The 19,631-nt window shown below is 66.9% G+C and carries 17 protein-coding genes; 11 read left to right on the top strand and 6 right to left on the bottom strand.

Features of this window, described 5'->3' with window-relative positions:
• Positions 1–818: 818 nt before the first annotated feature.
• The 5 genes from ACKN61_RS04745 to dusA all read right to left on the bottom strand — a co-directional run bounded on the left by ACKN61_RS04745 (position 819) and on the right by dusA (position 5,544).
• Entirely contained in the window at positions 819–2,231 is a 1,413-nt protein-coding gene (locus ACKN61_RS04745) for an ATP-binding protein (protein ID WP_408952533.1), read from the bottom strand.
• A 73-nt stretch (positions 2,232–2,304) separates the two neighbouring features.
• Positions 2,305–2,988: a response regulator transcription factor gene (locus tag ACKN61_RS04740; RefSeq protein ID WP_031372686.1), complete on the bottom strand. Its 684-nt coding sequence runs from the start codon at positions 2,986–2,988 to the stop codon at positions 2,305–2,307.
• Positions 2,989–3,047: 59 nt separating this feature from the next.
• Positions 3,048–3,392 carry a hypothetical protein gene (locus tag ACKN61_RS04735; protein ID WP_408952532.1) on the bottom strand — a complete coding sequence of 115 codons (345 nt, stop codon included), beginning with the start codon at positions 3,390–3,392 and terminating at the stop codon, positions 3,048–3,050.
• A gap of 179 nt (positions 3,393–3,571) precedes the next feature.
• Entirely contained in the window at positions 3,572–4,513 is a 942-nt protein-coding gene (locus tag ACKN61_RS04730) for an arginine deiminase-related protein (protein ID WP_408952531.1), read from the bottom strand.
• 80 nt (positions 4,514–4,593) lie between these two features.
• Complete coding sequence (gene dusA / locus ACKN61_RS04725; protein WP_408953758.1) at positions 4,594–5,544, bottom strand: tRNA dihydrouridine(20/20a) synthase DusA; 951 nt, start codon at positions 5,542–5,544, stop codon at positions 4,594–4,596.
• A gap of 332 nt (positions 5,545–5,876) precedes the next feature.
• Here dusA and ACKN61_RS04720 point away from each other — a divergent pair, with 332 nt between their 5' ends.
• From ACKN61_RS04720 to ACKN61_RS04670, 11 genes are all read left to right on the top strand, one after another.
• Positions 5,877–6,227, top strand: a complete 351-nt coding sequence (locus ACKN61_RS04720; RefSeq protein ID WP_408952530.1) for a hypothetical protein — start codon at positions 5,877–5,879, stop codon at positions 6,225–6,227.
• An 80-nt stretch (positions 6,228–6,307) separates the two neighbouring features.
• On the top strand, positions 6,308–6,688 hold the full coding sequence (locus ACKN61_RS04715; protein ID WP_408952529.1) for a hypothetical protein: 381 nt from the start codon (positions 6,308–6,310) through the stop codon (positions 6,686–6,688).
• A gap of 74 nt (positions 6,689–6,762) precedes the next feature.
• Positions 6,763–7,131, top strand: a complete 369-nt coding sequence (locus ACKN61_RS04710) for a hypothetical protein (RefSeq protein ID WP_408952528.1) — start codon at positions 6,763–6,765, stop codon at positions 7,129–7,131.
• A gap of 90 nt (positions 7,132–7,221) precedes the next feature.
• Positions 7,222–7,527, top strand: coding sequence for a hypothetical protein (locus tag ACKN61_RS04705; protein ID WP_408952527.1), 306 nt, complete (start codon positions 7,222–7,224; stop codon positions 7,525–7,527).
• Positions 7,527–11,483 (top strand): zeta toxin family protein, encoded by a 3,957-nt coding sequence (locus ACKN61_RS04700; RefSeq protein ID WP_408952526.1) that lies wholly within the window; start codon positions 7,527–7,529, stop codon positions 11,481–11,483. Before ACKN61_RS04705 ends, ACKN61_RS04700 begins: the two co-directional genes overlap by 1 nt.
• Positions 11,484–11,699: 216 nt before the next feature.
• Positions 11,700–12,467, top strand: a complete 768-nt coding sequence (locus tag ACKN61_RS04695; protein WP_408952525.1) for a sterol desaturase family protein — start codon at positions 11,700–11,702, stop codon at positions 12,465–12,467.
• Positions 12,464–13,489, top strand: coding sequence for a fatty acid desaturase (locus ACKN61_RS04690; protein ID WP_408952524.1), 1,026 nt, complete (start codon positions 12,464–12,466; stop codon positions 13,487–13,489). The genes ACKN61_RS04695 and ACKN61_RS04690 overlap by 4 nt, the downstream gene beginning before the upstream one ends.
• Positions 13,489–15,387: an iron-containing redox enzyme family protein gene (locus ACKN61_RS04685; protein ID WP_408952523.1), complete on the top strand. Its 1,899-nt coding sequence runs from the start codon at positions 13,489–13,491 to the stop codon at positions 15,385–15,387. The genes ACKN61_RS04690 and ACKN61_RS04685 overlap by 1 nt, the downstream gene beginning before the upstream one ends.
• A complete protein-coding gene (locus ACKN61_RS04680; RefSeq protein WP_408952522.1) occupies positions 15,384–16,268 on the top strand; it encodes a DUF6999 family protein in 885 nt (294 codons plus the stop codon). The genes ACKN61_RS04685 and ACKN61_RS04680 overlap by 4 nt, the downstream gene beginning before the upstream one ends.
• A gap of 302 nt (positions 16,269–16,570) precedes the next feature.
• On the top strand, positions 16,571–17,776 hold the full coding sequence (locus ACKN61_RS04675; protein ID WP_408952521.1) for a polymorphic toxin type 44 domain-containing protein: 1,206 nt from the start codon (positions 16,571–16,573) through the stop codon (positions 17,774–17,776).
• 134 nt (positions 17,777–17,910) lie between these two features.
• Positions 17,911–18,366 (top strand): hypothetical protein, encoded by a 456-nt coding sequence (locus ACKN61_RS04670; RefSeq protein ID WP_408952520.1) that lies wholly within the window; start codon positions 17,911–17,913, stop codon positions 18,364–18,366.
• Between the two features lie 151 nt (positions 18,367–18,517).
• On the opposite strand, the gene rtcA is transcribed toward ACKN61_RS04670, so the two are convergent.
• Complete coding sequence (rtcA, locus tag ACKN61_RS04665) at positions 18,518–19,537, bottom strand: RNA 3'-terminal phosphate cyclase (protein WP_408952519.1); 1,020 nt, start codon at positions 19,535–19,537, stop codon at positions 18,518–18,520.
• Between the last annotated feature and the right edge of the window lie 94 nt (positions 19,538–19,631).

Genomic DNA, 19,631 nt, shown 5'->3' with positions numbered 1-19,631 from the left:
TCGCGTCGCTCCTACCCTAAGCCATCGCAGCCACACGATTACCGCTATCGTTGCTGTTGCTGTTGCTGTTGCTGTTGCCGTTGCTGTGCGCCGCACCGCGCACACGATGCAATTGAAGACCCGGAGGGCGGCGCGCATGGATGCGCGCCGTTTTTCATCGGGACAGGGATGTCCCGTATGAAAAATCCCGGCGTCTGCACCGCTCGTGCGGGCCTGTGATTCAAAACAAAGCATTTTTCTTTGGTTATCTTTCTTTTGTTGCTTATGACAAAAGAAAGTAACCCGCCGCTTTAGTGGCGGAAGCTTTTGGCGTTTGATCTTGTTTCTTCAGAAGCCACAGGCAAGAGCAGAGCTTCCGTCCGCTGACGCGGCCGGGTTACTTTCTTTTGCTAAGCCCAAAAGAAAGGTAACCAAAGAAAAGGGCTCTCCTTGCAAGGGCACAGGCCACGAGTGCGGTGCTGTCGCCGGGATTTTCCGATAAGACGTCCCTGTCTTATCGGAAAACGCCGCACGTCCTGTGCGGCGCCCTCCGGGTCTCCACTTGACCGGCAAAGCAGATCAAAGTCTCAGCAACAGCATTGGCTTGATGGGGACGTCGCCAAACCGCTTGGCGCGGTCGCGGCTTGTGACCGAAGGAAATCCAGTAGGACGCCGCTCCTACCCTGGCAAGCGCACGCCGCTTCGACGAATAACTATGGCCTTCGTTGCCTCAGCACGTCCCGCGGTCGCGGCTCACGCCGCTCCTACAAGGGCCATCCGAAACGACACGGAGATCGAAGCACAACCAGCGCACGTGCAATCGCGGCGCGCCCAGCGCCTCACAACCCCGGCGGCAACTTAACCTCAAACCGCGCACCACCCAGTTCCTCCGACGGAATCACGTCGAGCGTGCCGCGATACCCGCGTACCAGGTCCTGCACGATCGCCAGGCCGATGCCGTGGCCATGCACGCGCTCGTCGCCGCGCACGCCGCGCTGCAGGATGGAGGCGATCTTTTCCGGCGGAATGCCGGGGCCGTCGTCGTCGACGGCAAGCAACAAACCCGGCCGGCGGTTGGCCGCGGTTTCGCCCGACTGCACCGTCAGCAGCACGCGCGAGTTCGCCCACTTGAACGCGTTCTCGAGCAGATTGCCGAGCAGTTCCTGCAGGTCGCCGGGTTCGCCATGGAATTGCACGCCCTCGGCGACATCGAACTCGCACAGGATGCCCTTGGACGAGTAGACCTTTTCCAGGCCGCGCACGATCTCTTCGGCATGCGGTTCGATCGCGACCGGTGCGGCGAACAACGCATGGCCGCCGGATGCAGCGCGTGACAGCTGATACGAAACCAGGTCGTTCATGCGCCGCAACTGCACGTCGACGTCTTCGCGGAGGCCGGCATCGATCGCCGCGCCGCCGTTCTGGTCGTCGTCCAGGCGCGCGCGCAGCACCGCCAACGGCGTCTTCAGGCTATGCGCCAGGTCGGCCAGGGTGTTGCGCTGGCGGTCGAGGTTTTCGCGCTCGCTCTCGATGAAGGCGTTGATGCTTTCGGTCAGCGGTTCGAGCTCGCGCGGGTGGCGCTCGCTCATGCGCGAGGCCAGGCCGCGCTGCACGCGCTTGAGTTCCTCGATCACGCGCTTCAGCGGGCGCAGGCTCCATTGCATGATCAGCGCCTGCAGCAGCAGCAGGATCACGCCGGCGCCGCCGAGGTTTCGCCACAGCGACAAGCGGAACACCGCGACCTGCTGGCGCAGCGCGCTGGTGTCTTCGAGGATGTAGATCGTGTACTGGAACTCGGACTTGGAGTCGCCGTCGACGCTCCAGATCAGGCCGCGCCCATAGCGATAGGCCTCGCCGGCATGGCCGTTGATCTCGGTGATCGGCAACGGGCCTTCGAAGGTCTCCTCGGCGGCCTTGAGCATGCCGCCGTCGGGCAGCACCGGCCCTTGCGCCGACATCGAGTCCCAGTGCCCGTTGGGCAGGATCACTTCCGCGTACAGGCCGCTGCCGGGCCGGTCGAAACGCGGGTCCGGCGGGTCGTAGGGCGGAATGATTTCGCCGCCGCGGCCGAAATCGGTGTCGGCGGCATAGGCCAGCGCGTAACTGGTCAGGCGCTGGCGCATGTTGCTCTCGGCCGTTTCCAGGAACGCGCGGTCGAGCGCGTAGCCGGCCAGGGCGAGGAAAGCGAGCAGGCCGAGGCTGGCGGCCAGCAACTGGCGCGCGCGCAGCGAGCGGGGCTGACCCCAGCTCATGGCGTCGGACGGGCCGGACGGCCCGCATCAGGAGGAGACGCGGGCCGCATAGGGGTCCGGAAAGGTTCCTGGATCAGTCGCCGCTGCGCGGAATGGCGAACCGGTAGCCGCGACCGCGTACGGTCTCGATCGGCTTCAGGGCGCCGTCCGGGTCGAGCTTCTTGCGCAGGCGGCCGATGAAGACCTCCAGCACGTTCGAGTCGCGGTCGAAATCCTGCTGGTAGATGTGCTCGGTCAGGTCGGCCTTCGAGACCAACTCGCCGGCGTGCATCATCAGGTATTCCAGGACCTTGTACTCGTAGCTCGTCAGGTCGACGTTGCCGCCGTTGACGCTGACCGTCTGCGCCGCCAGGTCGAGCATGACCGGGCCGCATTCCAGGGTCGGCTTGCTCCAGCCCGCGGCTCGGCGCACCAGCGCGTTGAGACGCGCCAGCAGCTCCTCGACGTGGAAGGGCTTGACCAGGTAGTCGTCGGCGCCCTGCTTCAGGCCCTCGACCTTGTCCTGCCAGCTCGACCGCGCGGTCAGGATCAGCACCGGGAACTTCTTGCCTTCGTCGCGCAGGGCCTTGATCAGCTCCATGCCCGACATCTTCGGCAAGCCCAGGTCGATGATGCCCAGGTCGAACGGCACCTCGCGGCCCATGTACAGGCCTTCCTCGCCGTCTTGCGCGGCATCGACCGCGAAGCCCTCGCGCTTGAGGCGCGCGGCCAGGGTCTCGCGCAGCGGCGCTTCGTCTTCGACCAGCAGAATTCGCATGGGCACTCCCTTGTATAAATATCGGCCCGACAGGATCGTCCGGGCCGTCGAAGCGAAGGTTAGTCGTTGTTATTGTCGTCGCGGCGTGTAGGGCGGTCGTCGTCGCCGCGCCCGCGCTGCTGCGGGTCGTCCATGTATATCCGGACCCGGCCGCTGGAATCGACGACCTTGACCCGGTTTACGTCACGGCCGTCGAAAGGAATGCGCTCGGCGCTCAGGACCTGGCCGCCGCCGCTCTCCCGCTCGACCCGACGGATGGCGTCGGACAGGGAGCGATGGTCGTCGCGGCGGTCGTGCCGGCGGCCGCCACGGCCGTCGTCGTGCTGAGCCAAGGCATTGCCGGCCGCGGCGCACGAGGCGACGAGCAGCAGCAACGACAGGACGCGGGTGGACCGGATGCTCATGACGATCTTAGGATGCCCCAGCGGAACAATAATGTGCGAACTTGCGACGTGGGGGCATTTTCGGAACGGGGCAGTGAATCCGATCTGAACTTTTCGCTTGCATCCGGCTGCCATTCAGGCCGGTTCGACCGCCATCACACGTAGCGCCAGCAAAGTCCGTGCGCAGCTGAGAGTCATTCCTAATAAATCTCGCCGACGCAGCAGCGCAGCGAGCCGCCGCCGGCCTCGATCGCGTCCAGTTCGACCGTCTCCAGCGCGAAACCGGCTGCCGCCAGGCCGGCCCGGGTGGGCTCGGCCAGCGCCCGCCCGGCCGCGGCGCTCATCCAGACCCGGTCGGCCGACAGCGCGATCGAATTGGCCACGAAGGCGGCGTGCTCGGCCGCCGACAGGATCATCCCGTGCGGGGCATAGAAGCCGGCGATGGCCGACGCCAGCGCCGGCGCGGCGAAACCGGCCGGGCTGACCAGCGCGGCGCGGCCGGCCAGCACCGCCAGCACGACATTGGTGTGGTACTCGCCCGGCGCCAGCTCGAACAGCAGGGTCGCGCGCAGCCCCAGGGCCTCGTGCATGAGCCGCGCGCCGGCCTCGTCGCAGCGCTCGGACAGGCCGGCATAGCCCAGGCCGCGGGCACGGTCGACCACCAGGGCGCCGGTGAGCTCGCAGGGGTGGGCCTGCAGCGACAGATCGACCTCCCGATAACCCAGCACCCGGCCGAAGAAGGCGCGGATGTCGGCGCGCTCGGCCTCGCGCTGGCGGACCGGGTGGCGCATCCGCCCGACCAGGTAGCGCGGCGCCCCGCCCGGCTCCCGCGCCGCGTCGGGCCGCCCGGTCGCGAACACGTTGTTGGGGAACAAGGCGTCCGGGGTATCCGGATCGCCGGCGAAGCAGATCGTCGGCAGCACCGCCGACAAGGCCCGTTGCAGCTCGCGATGCTGGGCGCTGGCGCGGCCGGGGTCGAAATCCGCGGCCTGCGCCATGTAGCGGTTGTCGCCGGCCGACTGCTCGGCGCGGGCGAACCCGTCCGGCGCGACCAGGAACGCCGCGCGCGCCGTGGCCGGGCCGAAATCGGCAGCGAGGGTGCGGGCCTGGGCGAAGAAGGCATCGGGATCGCGGGTGATCATGCGGACTCGCAGGCAGGCGCCGGTGGGGTTGGCGGAGGGCTATGGACGCGGCAGAACCGGGAAACGCTGGTACCAGGGGCTCAGGCGGCGTCGCGGGTGGCGAAGGACTCGGTCACCGCCAGGGCCTGCTCGATCAGCGACCAGTCGGCGCCGGGCTTGTGCGCGCCCTCGCTGAGCACCTGGCGGAAGGCGCGGCCGCCGCGCTCGCCATGGAACAGGCCGAGCATGTGCCGGGTGATGTGCTTGAGGAACACCCCACGCGCAAGTTCCGCCTCGACATAGGGCCGTAGCGAACGCAGCAACTCGGCGCGGCTGCGCAGCTCGCCGCCGAACCAGGCGGTGTCGATCCGGTGCAGCACGTAAGGCTCGTGATAGGCCGCGCGGCCGAGCATGGACCCGTCGGCGTGTTCCAGGTGCGAGGTCGCCTCTTCGGCCGTGGCGATGCCGCCATTGACCAGGATCTTGAGCTGCGGCCGTTCGCGCTTGAGCTGATACGCCCAGTCGTAGCGCAGCGGCGGCACTTCGCGGTTCTCTTTCGGCGACAGCCCCTTGAGCCAGGCATTGCGCGCATGCACCACGAACATCGTGCAACCGGCCGCCGCGACCTCGTCGACGAAGGCCAGGAACACCTCGAAACGATGATCGTCGTCGACGCCGAGCCGGCACTTCACCGTCACCGGCACATCGCAGGCCGCGATCATCGCCGCGACCGACTCGGCGACCAGCGCCGGCTCGCGCATCAAACAGGCGCCGAAACGCCCCGCCTGCACTCGGTCGGAGGGGCAACCGCAATTGAGATTGATCTCGTCGAACCCGCGCTCGGCGCCGATCCGCGCCGCCTGCGCCAACAAGGCCGGCTCGCTGCCGCCGAGTTGCAAGGCCACCGGATGCTCGACCGGGTCCATCGCCAGCAGCCGCGCGCGGTCGCCGTGGATGACCGCATTCGCATGCACCATCTCGGTATACAACCGCGCATGCGGCGCCAGGGTGCGGTGAAACACCCGGCAATGCGAATCGGTCCAGTCCATCATCGGGGCGACGGACAGACGGATGGCCTGCGATTCCAAGATTTTCCCGTTTGCTTCGATCACTGTTGAAACCCGTCTACCCTGTTAAGTCCCCGGATACCTGCTGAACTCAGGCCGAGATAAGGCGTAAGTGTAGCAATGGCGGGGGTTGGGCACCTGAAAGCGATACTCCCGGTTGCGTTAATTTGCACCCGGCCACAACCGACGCGCGGTGCGCCCTGCAGGAATATCGAAACGCCGGGCAATTACCCGAGGCCGGTGTAGGAAAAGTCTGATGCCAACGCAGCACGTCCTGAGCGATACTCCATGCGGCATTGCATCGTGGACATGCTGCCATGGCTGAACTCTCGCCACCGCCCGTTCCTAAGAAGCTGCGCGAGATGCTCAAGGATTACCCGAGGCATATCGAACGACTTCAGGAGCAACTGAGTCGCGTAGCCGAAGAACCTAAATCGGTCAGCCCGAAATTCGAAGTTGCGATTTGGATGTTGGAAGGACAACTCGAAGAGTTCATCCACGAGGCACAGGCCGAGCTTAGCGCTGCACGCGAAGGCAAGAATGACGGCATGATCGCCATGGCAGAGGAGAAGGAGACCCTGATGTTCAGGGCCAGATCGAGCAATGGAGGCATGAAGGGCCTGCATGATCTATGGGACTACTTCAAACAGAACGAAGACGCGATCTAGTTAGGGACGATTAGCTTGCTGCTTGAAGGAGGCTGCGTCCCTATTGATGAGCTGACTTGCTGCCCAAGGAGTACAGGGCCATGAAGGACGACAGCACTTCTGCACCGAATAGCCGTAGCCTCCCACCGCCTCCGGTGCCACAACGACTGCGGGAAATGCTCAAGGACTATCCAAACCATATCGAGCGGCTGCACGAAGTCTTAAATGGCGTCGTGTATGACGGGAGGGTGCTGCTTATGCCGTTCGATCAAGCGATTTGGGCACTCGAAGGTCGCTTGGAAACCTTCATCCATGAAGCCAGGGCAGACTTGGAAGCGGCACAAGCCAAAGGAAACGCCAAGGCCATAGAGCTTGCAAAGACCAAGGAGGAACTCATGTCCAGGGCCAGATCGAGCAATGGAGGCATGAAGGGTCTGCATGATCTTTGGGAGTACTTCGAAGCGACCAAAGACGCTTTCTAATAAATCAAAGAGCCGGAGAAGCCCCCAAGCATGTGGCTAGCGACCCGCCATCGTGCTCTGTGGCCAGGGAGCATATGATCATGATGGACGGCAATACTTCCACCCCGAACAGCAGCCTACCACCTCCTCCGGTCCCACAACGACTGCGGGAGATGCTTGAGGCCTATCCAGGGCATATCGACCGACTGCAGGAAGTACTGAACAATGTTGTCCAAGACGGCAGAGTGCTTCTCATGCCCTTTGATCAAGCTATTTGGGCACTCGAAGGGCGCCTGGAAACTTTTTACCGCGAAGCCCAGACCGAACTGAAGACGGCACAGGAAGAGGGAGAGCCAGGGAAAATTACACGAGCTAGTGAAAAGGTGAGACTGATGTCGCGCGCGAGCTCGAAATATACCTGGATCACCGACGATGCGCTTTGGAGATACTTCCAGCATAAGTAGAGACCGCGAGATCCCCCCCCCCTCAACCCAAGATAGGACGCTGCAGTGATCAGTCTTCCACCTCCACCCGTCCCAACCAAACTTCGCGAGATGCTCAAGGACTACCCTGGACATATCGATCGCTTACAGGAGGTTCTCAACACTGTTATAGAAAAGCCTTCGCATCTGACGCCTCCATTTGAAGTAGCTATTTGGGTACTGGAAAGCCGCCTAGAAGCCTTCATTCGCGAGGCCCAGGCGGAGCTGGAAGCAGCGCAGAATAGCGGCGATGCCGGCGCGATCGCGAGCGCAGAGGCCAAGGAGTCTCTGATGTCCAGAGCGAGATCGAGCAATGGAGGCATGAAGGGACTTCATGACCTGTGGGAATACTTTAAAGAGAACAAGGATGCGTTCTAATGAGTGGCAGCCAAGATCGTCTTAGCAAAGAAGAGCATTCTCGGATTCTCCGGGAGAAAGTGATCCCGGAGGCTAACCTCGAAGGACTGACTTCTCACGAGCGACCCAAGGCCATCATCCTGGCCGGGCAACCTGGCGCAGGCAAAGGCGGCCTGAAAACTGCCGTCGAACTCGAGCTATCGGACGATGTCGCTGCTATCGACCCTGACGAGCTTCGCAGGTATCACCCTGAGGCTAAAAAGTGGCAGGAAGCCTCCCCTTACGGCTGGTCGCAGCAGACCAATTCAGACGCAGGTCAATGGGCGCGAGGACTTCGCGAAGCGGCGATCGAAGGCCGCAAGAACATCATCGTTGATACGACACTCGGGAACGCAAAGCCTGCGACCGAGATGATCAAGGAGCTGCAGGCTGCGGGTTACGAAGTCGAAGTTCGCGCGATGGCGACGCATCGCCTGGAAAGCGAACACGGCATCGATGAAAGATTCACCAAGAAGATCGATGTAGATGGCGTCGGCCGTGACGTGCCTTTGGCTTTCCACGACGACGTGTATCGGGACCTGCCCGACAATCTGGATAAGGTGCGCGGCGCCACGGATGTGCCGGTCCGCATTTTCGACCGCAGCGGTACCGAGCTCTACGACAGCCGGACTGCGGCGATACCGCCCAGCGTTGCATTGCGCGAAGCGCGCGATGCGCGCCTGCAAGACCCTGTGGTGACGGAACGCTTGAGAAACGCCTGGCAGGCGCAAGCCGAATGGCACCGCGATCTGCCCAACACCATCGCCCAGAACGACAAGGTTCCTGCCTCGACCGCCGAAGCGCTGCTGCGCGAACAGGCGGATCGCGGCAAGGTGGCCCACAGTGCGCAACGCGCCGAGGCCGCCGCCACCATCGACGAATTGGTCCGTCCCGGCGCACCGCTGGCGCATGCGCCGAATGCGGACGTATCGGGGCCCGGCATACGCAAGGCGACGGTGCTCGCCGGCGCTTCCGCGCTCGGCGTGGCCGCCAGCGTTTACGACGCAAAGCAGACCGGCGACCGCATCGGCACCTTGCTCGCCCAGGACAATCCCCTCGCCGCGCAATCGCAGTTCGCCCATTACGCGGCGCGCGGCACCGGCGGTTGGCTCGGCGGCGCGGCGGCCGGTCTCGCGGTGGGCTGGGAAACCGGGCCGGGCGCGATCGCGTTCGTGGCGGTCGGCGCGATCGCCGGCAGTCAGGTCGGCGAGAATGTCGCCCAGTGGTGGGACGATCGTCAGGTCTACAACCAGACCGACCGCGAAGGCGTCGATTGGAAGTACAACGGCAAGCAATGGCTGAGGCAGGAGCCCGGCGACCTGCGCGACGACGGCGTCACTATTGCCGAGAAGCAGTCGTTCGCCGCCTTGCCGGACAAGGCGCGGGAACTCACCTATCTGGCCAGCAATTCGTCCAGCGCCTTGGCGATGGGCAAGTTGGAGCCGCCGCGCGACCCTTACGTCCTGCCGGCCAACGAGACCGACAAACACAGCTTCGCCCAGGCCGACTGGCAGCGTAATGCGGAGACCGGCGATTGGGTCCGCCAGGTGGTGATCGCGCGCACCGACCGCGGCCACCCGCTGGTCAATCCGGAAAAGGCCTCGCCCGAACGCGCCGCGGAACTGGACCGCATGTCGGAGCAAGTGGTCCGCGAAAACATCGCCAGCGGCCCGGCACCGATCGCCGCCCGATACGAACAGGCCTATCGCCGCAACGGTTGGGACGCGTTCGGGCCGATGCCGGAGCCGGTGCTGGCAGCGCTCGCCGAGCCGAACAGCCTACAGGCCTCGGATGGCCACCAGTACCGCCGCGATGACGAGGGCCAGTGGCAGCGCCAAGACGGCCTGATGGCCGGCCGCCAGGCGTCGGGCAATCTGCAACGGGAATTGGACACCACGCGCGCCGAATTGCAGACCCAACTCGTGCAGCACGATCGGCACCTTTTGACGATTCCGCAGTGGCAGGCGCCGTCGTTGGACGAAAGGGATCGCGCCAACGTGATGTCGACTTATGCCGCGCTCGGCATCAAGCCGAATCCGGAGCGCCTGGACGCGGTGATGGATGCCTTGCAGCGCACGCGGGAGGCGCACGGCATCGACCCGCATGCCAGTTCCCTGCACGTGGAACGCAGCCCGAACGGCGGCTACGACATCGACAGCCCGCTCGCCCACTTGCGTCGCGACAACGGCGTGGTCCAGATCGTCGCGGTCACGAGCACTGAGGACATCCAGCAGGCAGTGGCGGCCCGGCGCGAACGCGCGGCCCCCATTCCCGACACCCCGGAACTGCGCGTCGCCACGCTGTCGCCGCAGCAACGCGAGGCCCATCAACAGGCCGAGCGCGAAGCCAACCGGCAGGGGCTGTCGCGCGACGAGGTGCAGCAGGCGGCGCAACAGGCCGCCGTGGCGACCGCCTCGCCCGAGCTCGCGCCGTCGGTTCCGGCGCTCGATGATGCGCAACCCGTGCGTACGACCGGCGCGCCGGTTCCGCCGTCGGATTTGCGCCGAGAAGCCGAGCCCACAGCGGCGCCCACACCAGCGCCCGCGCCCACGGGCGCGGCGCCCGCACCGATCGCCGAAGCCGTCCCGGAACCCGAGCGTCCTCAAGCGGAAGCCGCAGCCCAAGCCAAAACGGTTGCCGCCGAGTCGCGCCAACCCGAATCGCCCCAGGCCGAGGTACCGCTGCGCGCATCCGAGCCGGCGGCAGCGCCGACTGCTTTCGTGCCGGGCGCTTCCATCGAAGCCGCTCCTGCCCAGCCCGCCGCCATCCAACCTGCAGTCGTTCAACCCGATTCCGCGCAGCCGGCCACCGTCGCTCCTGCAGCGGTAACCAGCTCCGCAGCGAACAAACAGGACGACGTGCTTCGCCCCGGCGACCGCGGGCAAGAGGTGGAGCTGTTGCAATACCGCCTGCATCGCGTCGGTTATCGCGGCGCCGATGGCGAGCCGCTGGCTCAGAACGGCGAATACGATGCGGCCACCGAACAGGCCGTGCGTCAGTTCCAGCGCGACCAGGGCCTCGTCGACACCGGCATGGCCGACCCGACTACGCAGCAGGCGATGTCGGCGGCGCAACATGCGCGGATCGAATCGAGCAAGACCGCCGGGCAGAACCCATCGCAGGCGCAGGCCCGCACGCCGGCCCTGCCGGAATCGGACGCCCCGCCGGAACGCCCGGCCGCCGTCGCCCGGCGGGACGGCGAGGCGCCTTCGCAGGCAACGCCCGAATTCGCTTCTCGTGCGCCGGCGAATGAAGAAGGCGCTCGAACCGCGCAGCCTGCCGAACGCCCACAGCCGACCGAGTTCATCGCACAGGACGAACGGGCGGCGCCGCGGCCGCAGACCGATGAAGCGCAACAGCCTCCGGCGCGCGAGACCGCCAACGTCGCTCGCGACGAACAGCCGCCAACGCAAGCACCGGCTCGTTCGCACGAGCCTGCGCAGCAGGCCGATGCGTTCGCCCCGGCTGCGGAGCGGACCGCATCGCCACGCACCGCCGAAACCGCAGCCACCGCGCCTACGCGAGAGCTCCTACCAGAATCCGCACGAGAGCCGGCGCCGATGACGGCCCAGCCCGAGCCGCTCTTCAGCCTGTCGCGGCTGACGCCCAACGACCAGGCGATGTTCGCCAAGATCCGCGCCGGCGTGCCGACGGACGTGCCGGACGAAACCGTGGCGAAGGCGATGCTGGAAGCCAAGCGCAACGGCATTCCGGATGCGGACCGCATCGACAAGGCGGCCGTGGTCGACGGCAAGCTGTGGGTCGCGGGCACCATCCCCGGGTTCCATGCCGGCGTGTCGGTGGCCGAACAGGCGCCGGCGATACAGGACACCCTGCGCGAGACGCAGTCGTTCAACCAACAGCGCGACGAGCGCTTGGCGCAGGAGTCGACGCAGAAGGCTCAGGACGAACCCGGGCGGGCCGCGCGCATGCAGTGACGAGGCACGCAGCCACGGGCGGCGGCTGCGATCGGCGGCCGTCGCGGCGCGTCAGCGCGCTCGGGCGATGCCCGGACGGTCGCGCCGGGAGCCTCGCCCTGCTTCGCGAGCCACCCGATCGAGTCATCCAAACACGGCCTGCCCAGTCGCCTCGCACTGGGTTGGCGCCGCCGGATAGTGCAAGCTATCGGCAGGAGTAATCGGCAGGAGCCGCACGTGGGTCATTGGTTCGTCTCGCTGAGCGCCATCGAAGTGATGGTCGTGGGCGTGTTGTATTTCGCCGCGCTGTATCTGCTGAGCGGCGGCCTGAACTGGTGGCTGACCCACACCCTGCTGCCTGCGCTCGGCTACGGCCGCCGCCTCGACACCCGCCCGTTGCCGCCCGGCCAGTTGCGCCGCGAGTTCGGCGCCTCGGCCGTCTCGATCCTGATCTTCGGCCTCGGCCTGGTGGTGCCCTGGGGCATGCTGCGGCTGGGCTGGGCGCGGTTCGCGGTCGACCCGCCGGCCTGGCGCGTGCTGCTCGAAATCGCCGTGCTGTTCCTGTGGAACGAGCTGCACTTCTATCTCAACCACCGCGCCCTGCACACGAGTTGGCTGCGCCGTTTCCACGGCATGCACCACCGCTCGCACGTCGCCACGCCGTTCTCGACTTACGCCTTCCACCCGGTCGAGGCGGTGATGCTCGGCAGCGTGCCGCTGATCCCGATGCTGCTGCACGATTTCAGCTTCGTCGCGGTGGCCAGCCTGCCGGTGCTCAGCATCGCCCTCAACAACCTCGGCCACAGCAACTACGAAGCCAGCCGCACCGCGCCGGCGCGCGGATGGCGCGGCGCCAGCCGTCGCCATCATCTGCACCACGCGCGCTACAACGGCAACTACGGCTTCCTGCTGGAAGTGTTCGACCGCTGGGCCGGCACGGTGATCGACCCCGCCGCCGAAGACGCCCGCTCTGCGGCGCGAACCCGCACGGACGGCGCGGCATGAGCGACGGCGCGGCCCGCAACGAAGCAGGCCTCCACCAGGCCCGTCCCGACGAGGCCGGCCCTGAGCAGGCGCGCTCCTACGAGGCCCGCCCCGACCAGGCACGCTCCAACGCGACAGGTCCCGGCATCGGCGCACTGCGCCATCGCCGCGACCTGCAAAGCCTGGCCTATCTGATCGCGCAGCCGCTGTTGGCGCTATGGCAGTGGCGGCACGGTTTCAGCCTGCCCCTGTATGCGCTGATGTTGTACCTGGCGATCGCGATCAGCGTGATCCACCACAACCATGCGCACCTGCCGATGTGGCGCGGGCGCTGGCGCAATCGCGGCACCGACCTGCTGATCACCGTGCTGCAGGGGCACCCGACCTTCGTCTTCCATCCCGCGCACAACCGCAACCACCATCGCCACCGCCACGGCCCGGGCGACGTCGCCCGCACCTGGCGCTTCGGCGACCACAATCACGCGCTCGGCTGGCTGCTGCATCCGCTGCAGGCGATCGCGGTGATCTATCCCTTCCTGTTCGATTGGCTGCGCGGCGTGCGCCGGCGCGCGCCCGGGGCCTACCGCTGGTATCTGCTGCAGTACGCAGCGTGGCTGGGCTCGTGGGCCGCGCTGTTGGCGATCGACCCGGGCAAGGCGCTGGCGCTGGTGATCCTGCCGCAGTTGCTGGGCCTGCACTGGCTGCTCTCGGCCAACTACCTGCAGCATGCCCACGCCGACGACGCAGCGCGGTTCGGCTATGCGCGCAATTTCGAGGGCTGGCTCAACCCGCTGCTGTTCAACATCGGCTTGCACACCGCCCACCACGAACACGGCCGCGCACACTGGTCCGAACTGCCGCGGCTACACCACCGCTATCGCCCTTTGATCGACCCACGCCTGCTCGAAGCCAGCTTCGCCGGCTACGCCTGGCGCGTATTCGTCCTGGGCCCGTTCCTGCCGCAGTATCGCTCGCGCTCCTTGCGCCCGGCCGATACCTGCGCGGCCGTCGACGGGCCTGTAACCACTGCCAAGGATTGTTGATGCCCACCCGTTTCGAACGCACTTTCATCGAGGGCAGCGGCCGCTTCCTGCCCGGCGCGCCCGTCGACAACGCCGCGATGGATGCCTATATCGCGCCGCTGAGCAAGCTGTCCGACCGGATCAAGCGCCGGATCCTGGCCGAGAACGGCATCCTGACGCGTCATTACGCGGTCGATGCCGACGGACGTACCGTGCACTCCTGCGCCGACATGGCCGCATCGGCGATCCGGCAGTGTCTGGCCAGCACGGACACCGCGCTCGACGGCATCGGCCTGCTCGCCTGCGGCACCTCCGGCGGCGATGCGCTGATGCCGGGCTTCGCCTGCATGGTGCAGGGCGAACTGGCCGCGCCGCCGATGCAGACCCTGTCCGCGCACGGTATCTGCGCCTCCGGCGTCGGTGCCTGGGAAAGCGCGGCGTCGGCGGTCGAGTTGGGTTCGCATCAGCGCGCCCTGGTCGCGGCGGCGGAAATGCCGTCGCGCTTGTTCAAGCGTTCGCGCTATGCCGCGCGCGACTACAACGCCGATTTCGACGCGCACTTCCTGCGCTGGATGCTGTCCGACGGCGCCGGCGCCCTGCAGCTGAGTTCGGCACCGAAGCCGCGCGACGGCCTGCGCCTGCGGTTGCGCTTTATCCATCAGCGTTCGTTCTCCGGCGATTACCCGGTCTGCATGCAACTGGGGCTGACGCCGGACCGCACCCGCAGCCACCTCGATTACGACTCCTGGCAGGCCGCCGAAGCCGACGGCGCGCTGTTCCTGCGCCAGGACATCCGCCTGCTGCCGCATCTGTTCGACGTCGGCGTGCACGAGTACGCCAAGCTGGCCCACGCCGGTTGGTTCGACCCGGCCAAGATCGATCACTTCCTCTGCCATTACTCGTCCGAGCGCTTCGCCCCGGTGGTCGACGAGCTGATGTGCAAGGCCGGACTGGAGATTCCGCGCGAACGTTGGTACAGCAACCTGACCTCGCGCGGCAACACCGGCGCGGCGTCGATCTTCATCATGCTCGACGAGTTCCTGCGCACGCGCACCTTGCAGCCGGGCGAACGCATCCTGTGCTTCATTCCGGAGTCCGGCCGTTTCACCGTCGCCTTCGTGCTGATCGAAGTCGAAGCCGCCGATGCGCCGCTGATCTCCTCGGTGTCCGTGCCCACGAACGCCCCGGTCGCCGCCGCGCACGATCCCGAGCTGATCGCCCCGCCGCACGACCCGGCCGACGCGCCCGCGGCCCTGCGTCATCTGCTTGGCGAGTTGGCGACGATCTGGCACGACTACCGCTCGCGCGCCTGGCGCACGCCGGTGATCCGCAAGCTGCGCGAGCGCCGCTTCGCCACCGCCGATTACGTGCAGTGGATGCAGCACTGGATCCCGCAGGTACGCGAAGGCAGCAAGTGGATGCGCGAAGGCGCGGCCGCGGTGCAGGCGCCGTACACCGAGCTCAGCGCCCTGATCGAAACCCATGCCGGCGACGAACAGGACGACTACATGATCCTGTACGAGGACTACCGCAAGGCCGGCGGCGCCGTCGCCGACATCGACGCCCTGCGCCGCAACCCGGGCGGCGAAGCGCTCAACAGCTACCTGCACGCCTTGGCGGCGACGCCGAATCCGCTCGGCCTGCTCGGCGCGATCTACATCATCGAAGGCACCGGCCAGCGCATCATCCCGGCGCTGTTGCCGCTGATGAAGGCCAGCCTGTCCCTGCCGGCCGACGCCTTCCGTTTCCTCGAATACCATGGCAGCAACGACGAGCACCATCTGGCCCGCTGGCTGCGGGCGATCGAGATCGTGCTCGAACACGACGCCGACGGCGAAGGCGCCCGTGCCATCATCGCCACGGCTCGACGCACCGCGGAGCTCTATCTCATGCAGTTCGATCACGTGATGCCGGCATGAAGTACCAACCCGAGTTCCTCGAGCAGGCCTACGACCCGCGCGACCCCAGTCCGTGGCTGGCCCTGTACCTGGATCGCAGCACGCCGCTCGACGACGAGGTCAAGCGCGCCTGGCTGGCCGATTCCAGCTCGCGCTCGCGCCAGTTCGTGTTGCCGTTCATGCGGCCGCTGGCGCGCACCTTGATCGTGCTGATCCAGGTCGCCAAGGTATTCGCCCCGCGCCGGCTCGCATTCTCGCGCACCCTGCACCGCCTGCTCGCCTGGGGCATGGAGAACTTCCTGCGCCCGGAAGCCAACTGGCTGATCCTGCGCCACTTCCATCTCGGCTCGCAGGTGCTGGAGTTCATCGGCAAGAACTCCGGGGTCGAAGTGCAGGGCAATCCGCTGCGCCCGGCCGCGGTGGCCGACGTGCGCGAGGACATGTTCCTGGTGCACGACCTCAACCTGTTCAACTTCGTCATCCGTCTCAACCAGAACCTGCAGGCGGCCGGGCGCGAACTGCAGTTCGTCGCCGACCCCGACCTGTCGATGGTCAAGCAACCCGAGCTGCGGCTGGAGGACATGCCGCGGCGCTGGCGCAATTTCCTCGACCTGCAGAGTTCGATCGAACTGTTCACGCCGATCTACCAACTGCTGCTCACCGACAGCGATTTCTGGCGCGCGACCAATTCGCTGCAGCTCGACGAGACCATCGGCCTGTACGTGGCGACCATCCTCGATGCGCGCTCGCACCTGGTCCTGCTCAACAACCGCCACCCGCTGGTGCCGTTGTCGACCTTGCGCGCCGGCTTCCGCCTGACCCTGCACGGCCTGTCGACGGAAATGCTGCACGCCTTCCTGATGAGCAAGCGCGACCAGCAGGCAGCGGCGGCCGCCGCCTGAAACCGCGGCCAGCCGCAGCCGCATCCGGCGCCTCGGCCCCTCGCGACGAGTGGCCGGGCCGCCGCGTCCCGTAAGGGCATCACGACCCAACCGACCCAGCCCACCCGGCGCCGACCAACGCCGGCGCTGCGGATGTGCGCAGATCGTGCATTGGCGCGGCTGACTAGGGTTTCCCCCGATTTACCGGCGTGCGGCGGCTGTCTAGGCTGCTCGGCATTGCAGTCCTCCCCCGCGCCGCGGCCGGCTTCCGGCTTGTACTGGCGCGACCGCCGATCCGCCCCGACCGGGCAAGGAGCCGTTCCATGAGCGTCGATTCCGCCGTTTCCGTCACCCAGGACAAACTCAGCCAGGGCTGGCTCGATTGGGACGTCAGCAAGGGCGACCTGGATGCGATCAACCGCGAGGTCGCCAACCTCACCCCGGCCGAACGCAACGAGTTCATCGGCAAGCTCAGCAACGACGACATCAAGAACTGGACCCAGGAAATCGACGGCGCGATGGGCTCGCTCAGCGCCGGCGAGCGCGGTGAGTTGTTCAACCGCTTGGCAGAGGGTCTGGACGGGCCGCAGACCACCCGCTTCGTCGAAGCCTTCGACGGCAGCTCGGGCGGGCTCGAAGCTTTCGCCGACGCGATCGCCAGCCACGGCAGCAGCGACGCCAAGACCGCCTTCATCGGCGCGGTCAAGGGCGACATCGACGGCGAGTACAAGGCCACCCAGGGCACCTGGGGCAACAGCGAAACCGAAGCGGCCGGCAAGGTCCTGGCCAGCCTCGCCAACGACCCGCAGGCGTTCCAGCAAGCCGTCGGCTCGCTCAGCAAGGAGCAACTGCAGGACGTGATGAACGTGGCGATGGGCCGCAAGTACATCGTCGACTTCACCGGCCGCACCGCCGGTACTACCCAATACGAGCCGAGCGTGCTGACCGGCATCCTCAACGCCGCCCAGGGCGCCGACCTGCCGACCCGCACCGCGGTGTTCGAAGCGGCCATGCCGCAGTTGAAGACCATGCAGGGCGACAACGTCGGCCTGCTCGGCGCCGAACCCTACGTCGACGGCGTCGCCCAGGCCATGGGCAAGGTGCTCAGCCGCGACGAGGCCGTGGAAGCCGGCCTGCTCAAGATTCCGGAAGCGCCGGCCGGCGTGTCGATGGACGCGAACATCGCCGACACCCACAAGCACGAATTCCCGAATCCGGGCGACATGGTCTGGTTCAAGGACCAGGTCCAGGGCGGTGGGCCGTGGGACTACAAGACCCAGGGCGCGCAATACGAGAACTACGGCAACTTCCACTTCGGCGTGGTCGCCGCGGCGATGGACATCCCCGAGCAGATCGGCCTGCGCGGCGCCGGCTACGTACAGATCCAGTCCGACACCTCGCAGGACGGTTGGGGCAAGCCCTACGACCTGGGCGACAGCAGCTACGGCGACGACCCGCGCGACCAGGCCCAGATCAAGGCCGGTTACGACTACTACAACTCCGGCATGTGGCGGGTCTGGGCGGATTGACCGCTCGACCGGATTCGATCGCGAAGGCGCCGGCCATGCCGGCGCCTTCGTCGTATTGGGCGTGTGTGCACTACTCCGCAACGCCGCGCGCCCGTAGGATCGAGCAGAACCCCGACCGAGACGAATCGCCGACGATGAAAGCCCGCATAGCTACGGTACTGACGATGGTGTTGACGGCGCTGCTCGCCGTCGGCTGCAGCCACGATGCGATCATGCCCGACGTCGAAGTCGCCCGGGTCGCCTCGCCCGATCTGCAGGCCGACGCGGTGCTGACCGAAGCCAATCCCGGCGCCACGGCCTCCTTCATCTATCGGATCCGGATCGTGCCGCACGGTGCCGACTGGCGCTCGGCGCCCTCCGCCGCCGAGCTGTACGGCGCGACCCGCAACGCCCAGGCCTACGGCGTCGATCTGCACTGGCAGGCCACCAACAGCGTGCGCGCCGATTACCTGCAGGGCCGGGTGATGAAACCGGCCCCGGCTGCGGTCTCGGTCGCGGGGCGCGCGGTGACGCTGCAATTGCGCAGCGGCGTCAGCAACCCGGCCGCGCCGGCCGGCGGCATGGCGCCGGAACCCAAGCAGGCACGGTAGACACGGCAAGGCGGCACCGCCGGGCCGGACCCGGCCTTCGAGTCAGCAGGCCGTTGCGCGGTCGCGGCTGGCGGGCGCAAGAAGTCGCGGCGACACGACGCATCCAATTTTTCGCATTGCGCGAGTCGCGGCGGCCATCGCCGCCGCGACCTCACGAACGCACCGTCACCCGCCAGCAGTGCTTGGCCTGCTGAGTCCAGTCGATCTCGACCGGCAGGAACTTCTCGATCAGGCGGGCGTTGCTGAGTAGATGCTCGCTGAGCGCGGCGGTGGTGAACTCACCGCCGCCGGCCAAGGCCATCGGCAGCAACAACTGATCCGACAAGTGCTCGCCGACCGCCGCCGGCGACGACAGATAGGCCGAGGCCTGCCTGACCAGGCCGATCGCGACCTGCTCGGCGCTGAGCCCACGCTCGCCGAGGGCACTGAACAGCTCGGTGTGCTGCCCGCCGTGTACGCGCAGCAGCAATACGTTGGCCGGGCTTTGCGCGTCGACGACGCGGCGCAGATGCTGCTGGTCCCCGGCCAGGCCCAGACGCTCGGCGACGACCGCCAGTTCGCGGTGGCCGATCTGATCCTGCAAGGCCGACAGCAACACGGTTGCGTCGAGACGCGGCTCGGCATCGCGCTGGTCGAATGCGCAGCGGCGCAGTTGCGCGCACGGCGCTACGCGCAGCTGCAGCGCACCGCCGCCGGCCGGGAAGAACCCATGGCGCTGCAGGGCGAAGCTCGCCTCCACGCCCATGCGCTGCAAAGCCGGTAGATAGGCTTCGGCGATGAAGTCCGCGCATGGCGCCAGCGGGTTGTGGGTGCCGCCCTCGATGAACACCTCCGACGGCTCGGCGCACTGCCACAACGCCGGCAGCACGGTCTGCAACACCAAGGTCGCCGAACCGGCGCTGCCGATCGAGAAACGATAGCGGCCGGCGTTGATCGCGCCGGGCATGAAGCGCAGCGTGGTCGCGCCGAGTTGCGCGCCGTGGACGTGGGCGCAGCCGATCTGCGCCGCGGCGCCGACCGCGGTCAAATGTTGGCGCATCAGCCCCGGGCGCGAGCGCTTGGCACGGATGTGCTGCATCTCGAACGCGGTGCCGGTGCACAGGCTCAGGGTCAATGCGGTACGCAGCAGCTGTCCGCCGCCGTCCTGCCCGCTGATTTCGATCAGTTCCATCTTGCGATCCATCCATCGGGGCGGCCTGGGCCGCCCGCTCTCCTTTCCGTTTCGCGGCGCCGTTGCCGGTCGCTGCTCTCGCTGGTTGGCGCGA

This window comes from Lysobacter sp. Hz25 (assembly GCF_046097045.1).
Lineage (GTDB): Bacteria > Pseudomonadota > Gammaproteobacteria > Xanthomonadales > Xanthomonadaceae > Lysobacter > Lysobacter antibioticus_B.
The sequence above is the reverse complement of the archived record's forward strand: the minus strand, read 5'-3'. Positions and strand labels throughout refer to the sequence as shown.

Coding starts and splice junctions, on each gene's coding strand:
- ACKN61_RS04745 (WP_408952533.1), bottom strand. CDS start 2,231: ATGAGCTGGGGTCAGCCCCGCTCGCTGCGCGCGCGCCAGTTGCTGGCC.
- ACKN61_RS04685 (WP_408952523.1), top strand. CDS start 13,489: ATGCCCACCCGTTTCGAACGCACTTTCATCGAGGGCAGCGGCCGCTTC.
- ACKN61_RS04735 (WP_408952532.1), bottom strand. CDS start 3,392: ATGAGCATCCGGTCCACCCGCGTCCTGTCGTTGCTGCTGCTCGTCGCC.
- ACKN61_RS04670 (WP_408952520.1), top strand. CDS start 17,911: ATGAAAGCCCGCATAGCTACGGTACTGACGATGGTGTTGACGGCGCTG.
- ACKN61_RS04730 (WP_408952531.1), bottom strand. CDS start 4,513: ATGATCACCCGCGATCCCGATGCCTTCTTCGCCCAGGCCCGCACCCTC.
- ACKN61_RS04690 (WP_408952524.1), top strand. CDS start 12,464: ATGAGCGACGGCGCGGCCCGCAACGAAGCAGGCCTCCACCAGGCCCGT.
- ACKN61_RS04700 (WP_408952526.1), top strand. CDS start 7,527: ATGAGTGGCAGCCAAGATCGTCTTAGCAAAGAAGAGCATTCTCGGATT.
- ACKN61_RS04680 (WP_408952522.1), top strand. CDS start 15,384: ATGAAGTACCAACCCGAGTTCCTCGAGCAGGCCTACGACCCGCGCGAC.
- dusA (WP_408953758.1), bottom strand. CDS start 5,544: ATGATGGACTGGACCGATTCGCATTGCCGGGTGTTTCACCGCACCCTG.
- ACKN61_RS04720 (WP_408952530.1), top strand. CDS start 5,877: ATGGCTGAACTCTCGCCACCGCCCGTTCCTAAGAAGCTGCGCGAGATG.
- ACKN61_RS04740 (WP_031372686.1), bottom strand. CDS start 2,988: ATGCGAATTCTGCTGGTCGAAGACGAAGCGCCGCTGCGCGAGACCCTG.
- rtcA (WP_408952519.1), bottom strand. CDS start 19,537: ATGGAACTGATCGAAATCAGCGGGCAGGACGGCGGCGGACAGCTGCTG.
- ACKN61_RS04710 (WP_408952528.1), top strand. CDS start 6,763: ATGATCATGATGGACGGCAATACTTCCACCCCGAACAGCAGCCTACCA.
- ACKN61_RS04675 (WP_408952521.1), top strand. CDS start 16,571: ATGAGCGTCGATTCCGCCGTTTCCGTCACCCAGGACAAACTCAGCCAG.
- ACKN61_RS04715 (WP_408952529.1), top strand. CDS start 6,308: ATGAAGGACGACAGCACTTCTGCACCGAATAGCCGTAGCCTCCCACCG.
- ACKN61_RS04705 (WP_408952527.1), top strand. CDS start 7,222: ATGCTCAAGGACTACCCTGGACATATCGATCGCTTACAGGAGGTTCTC.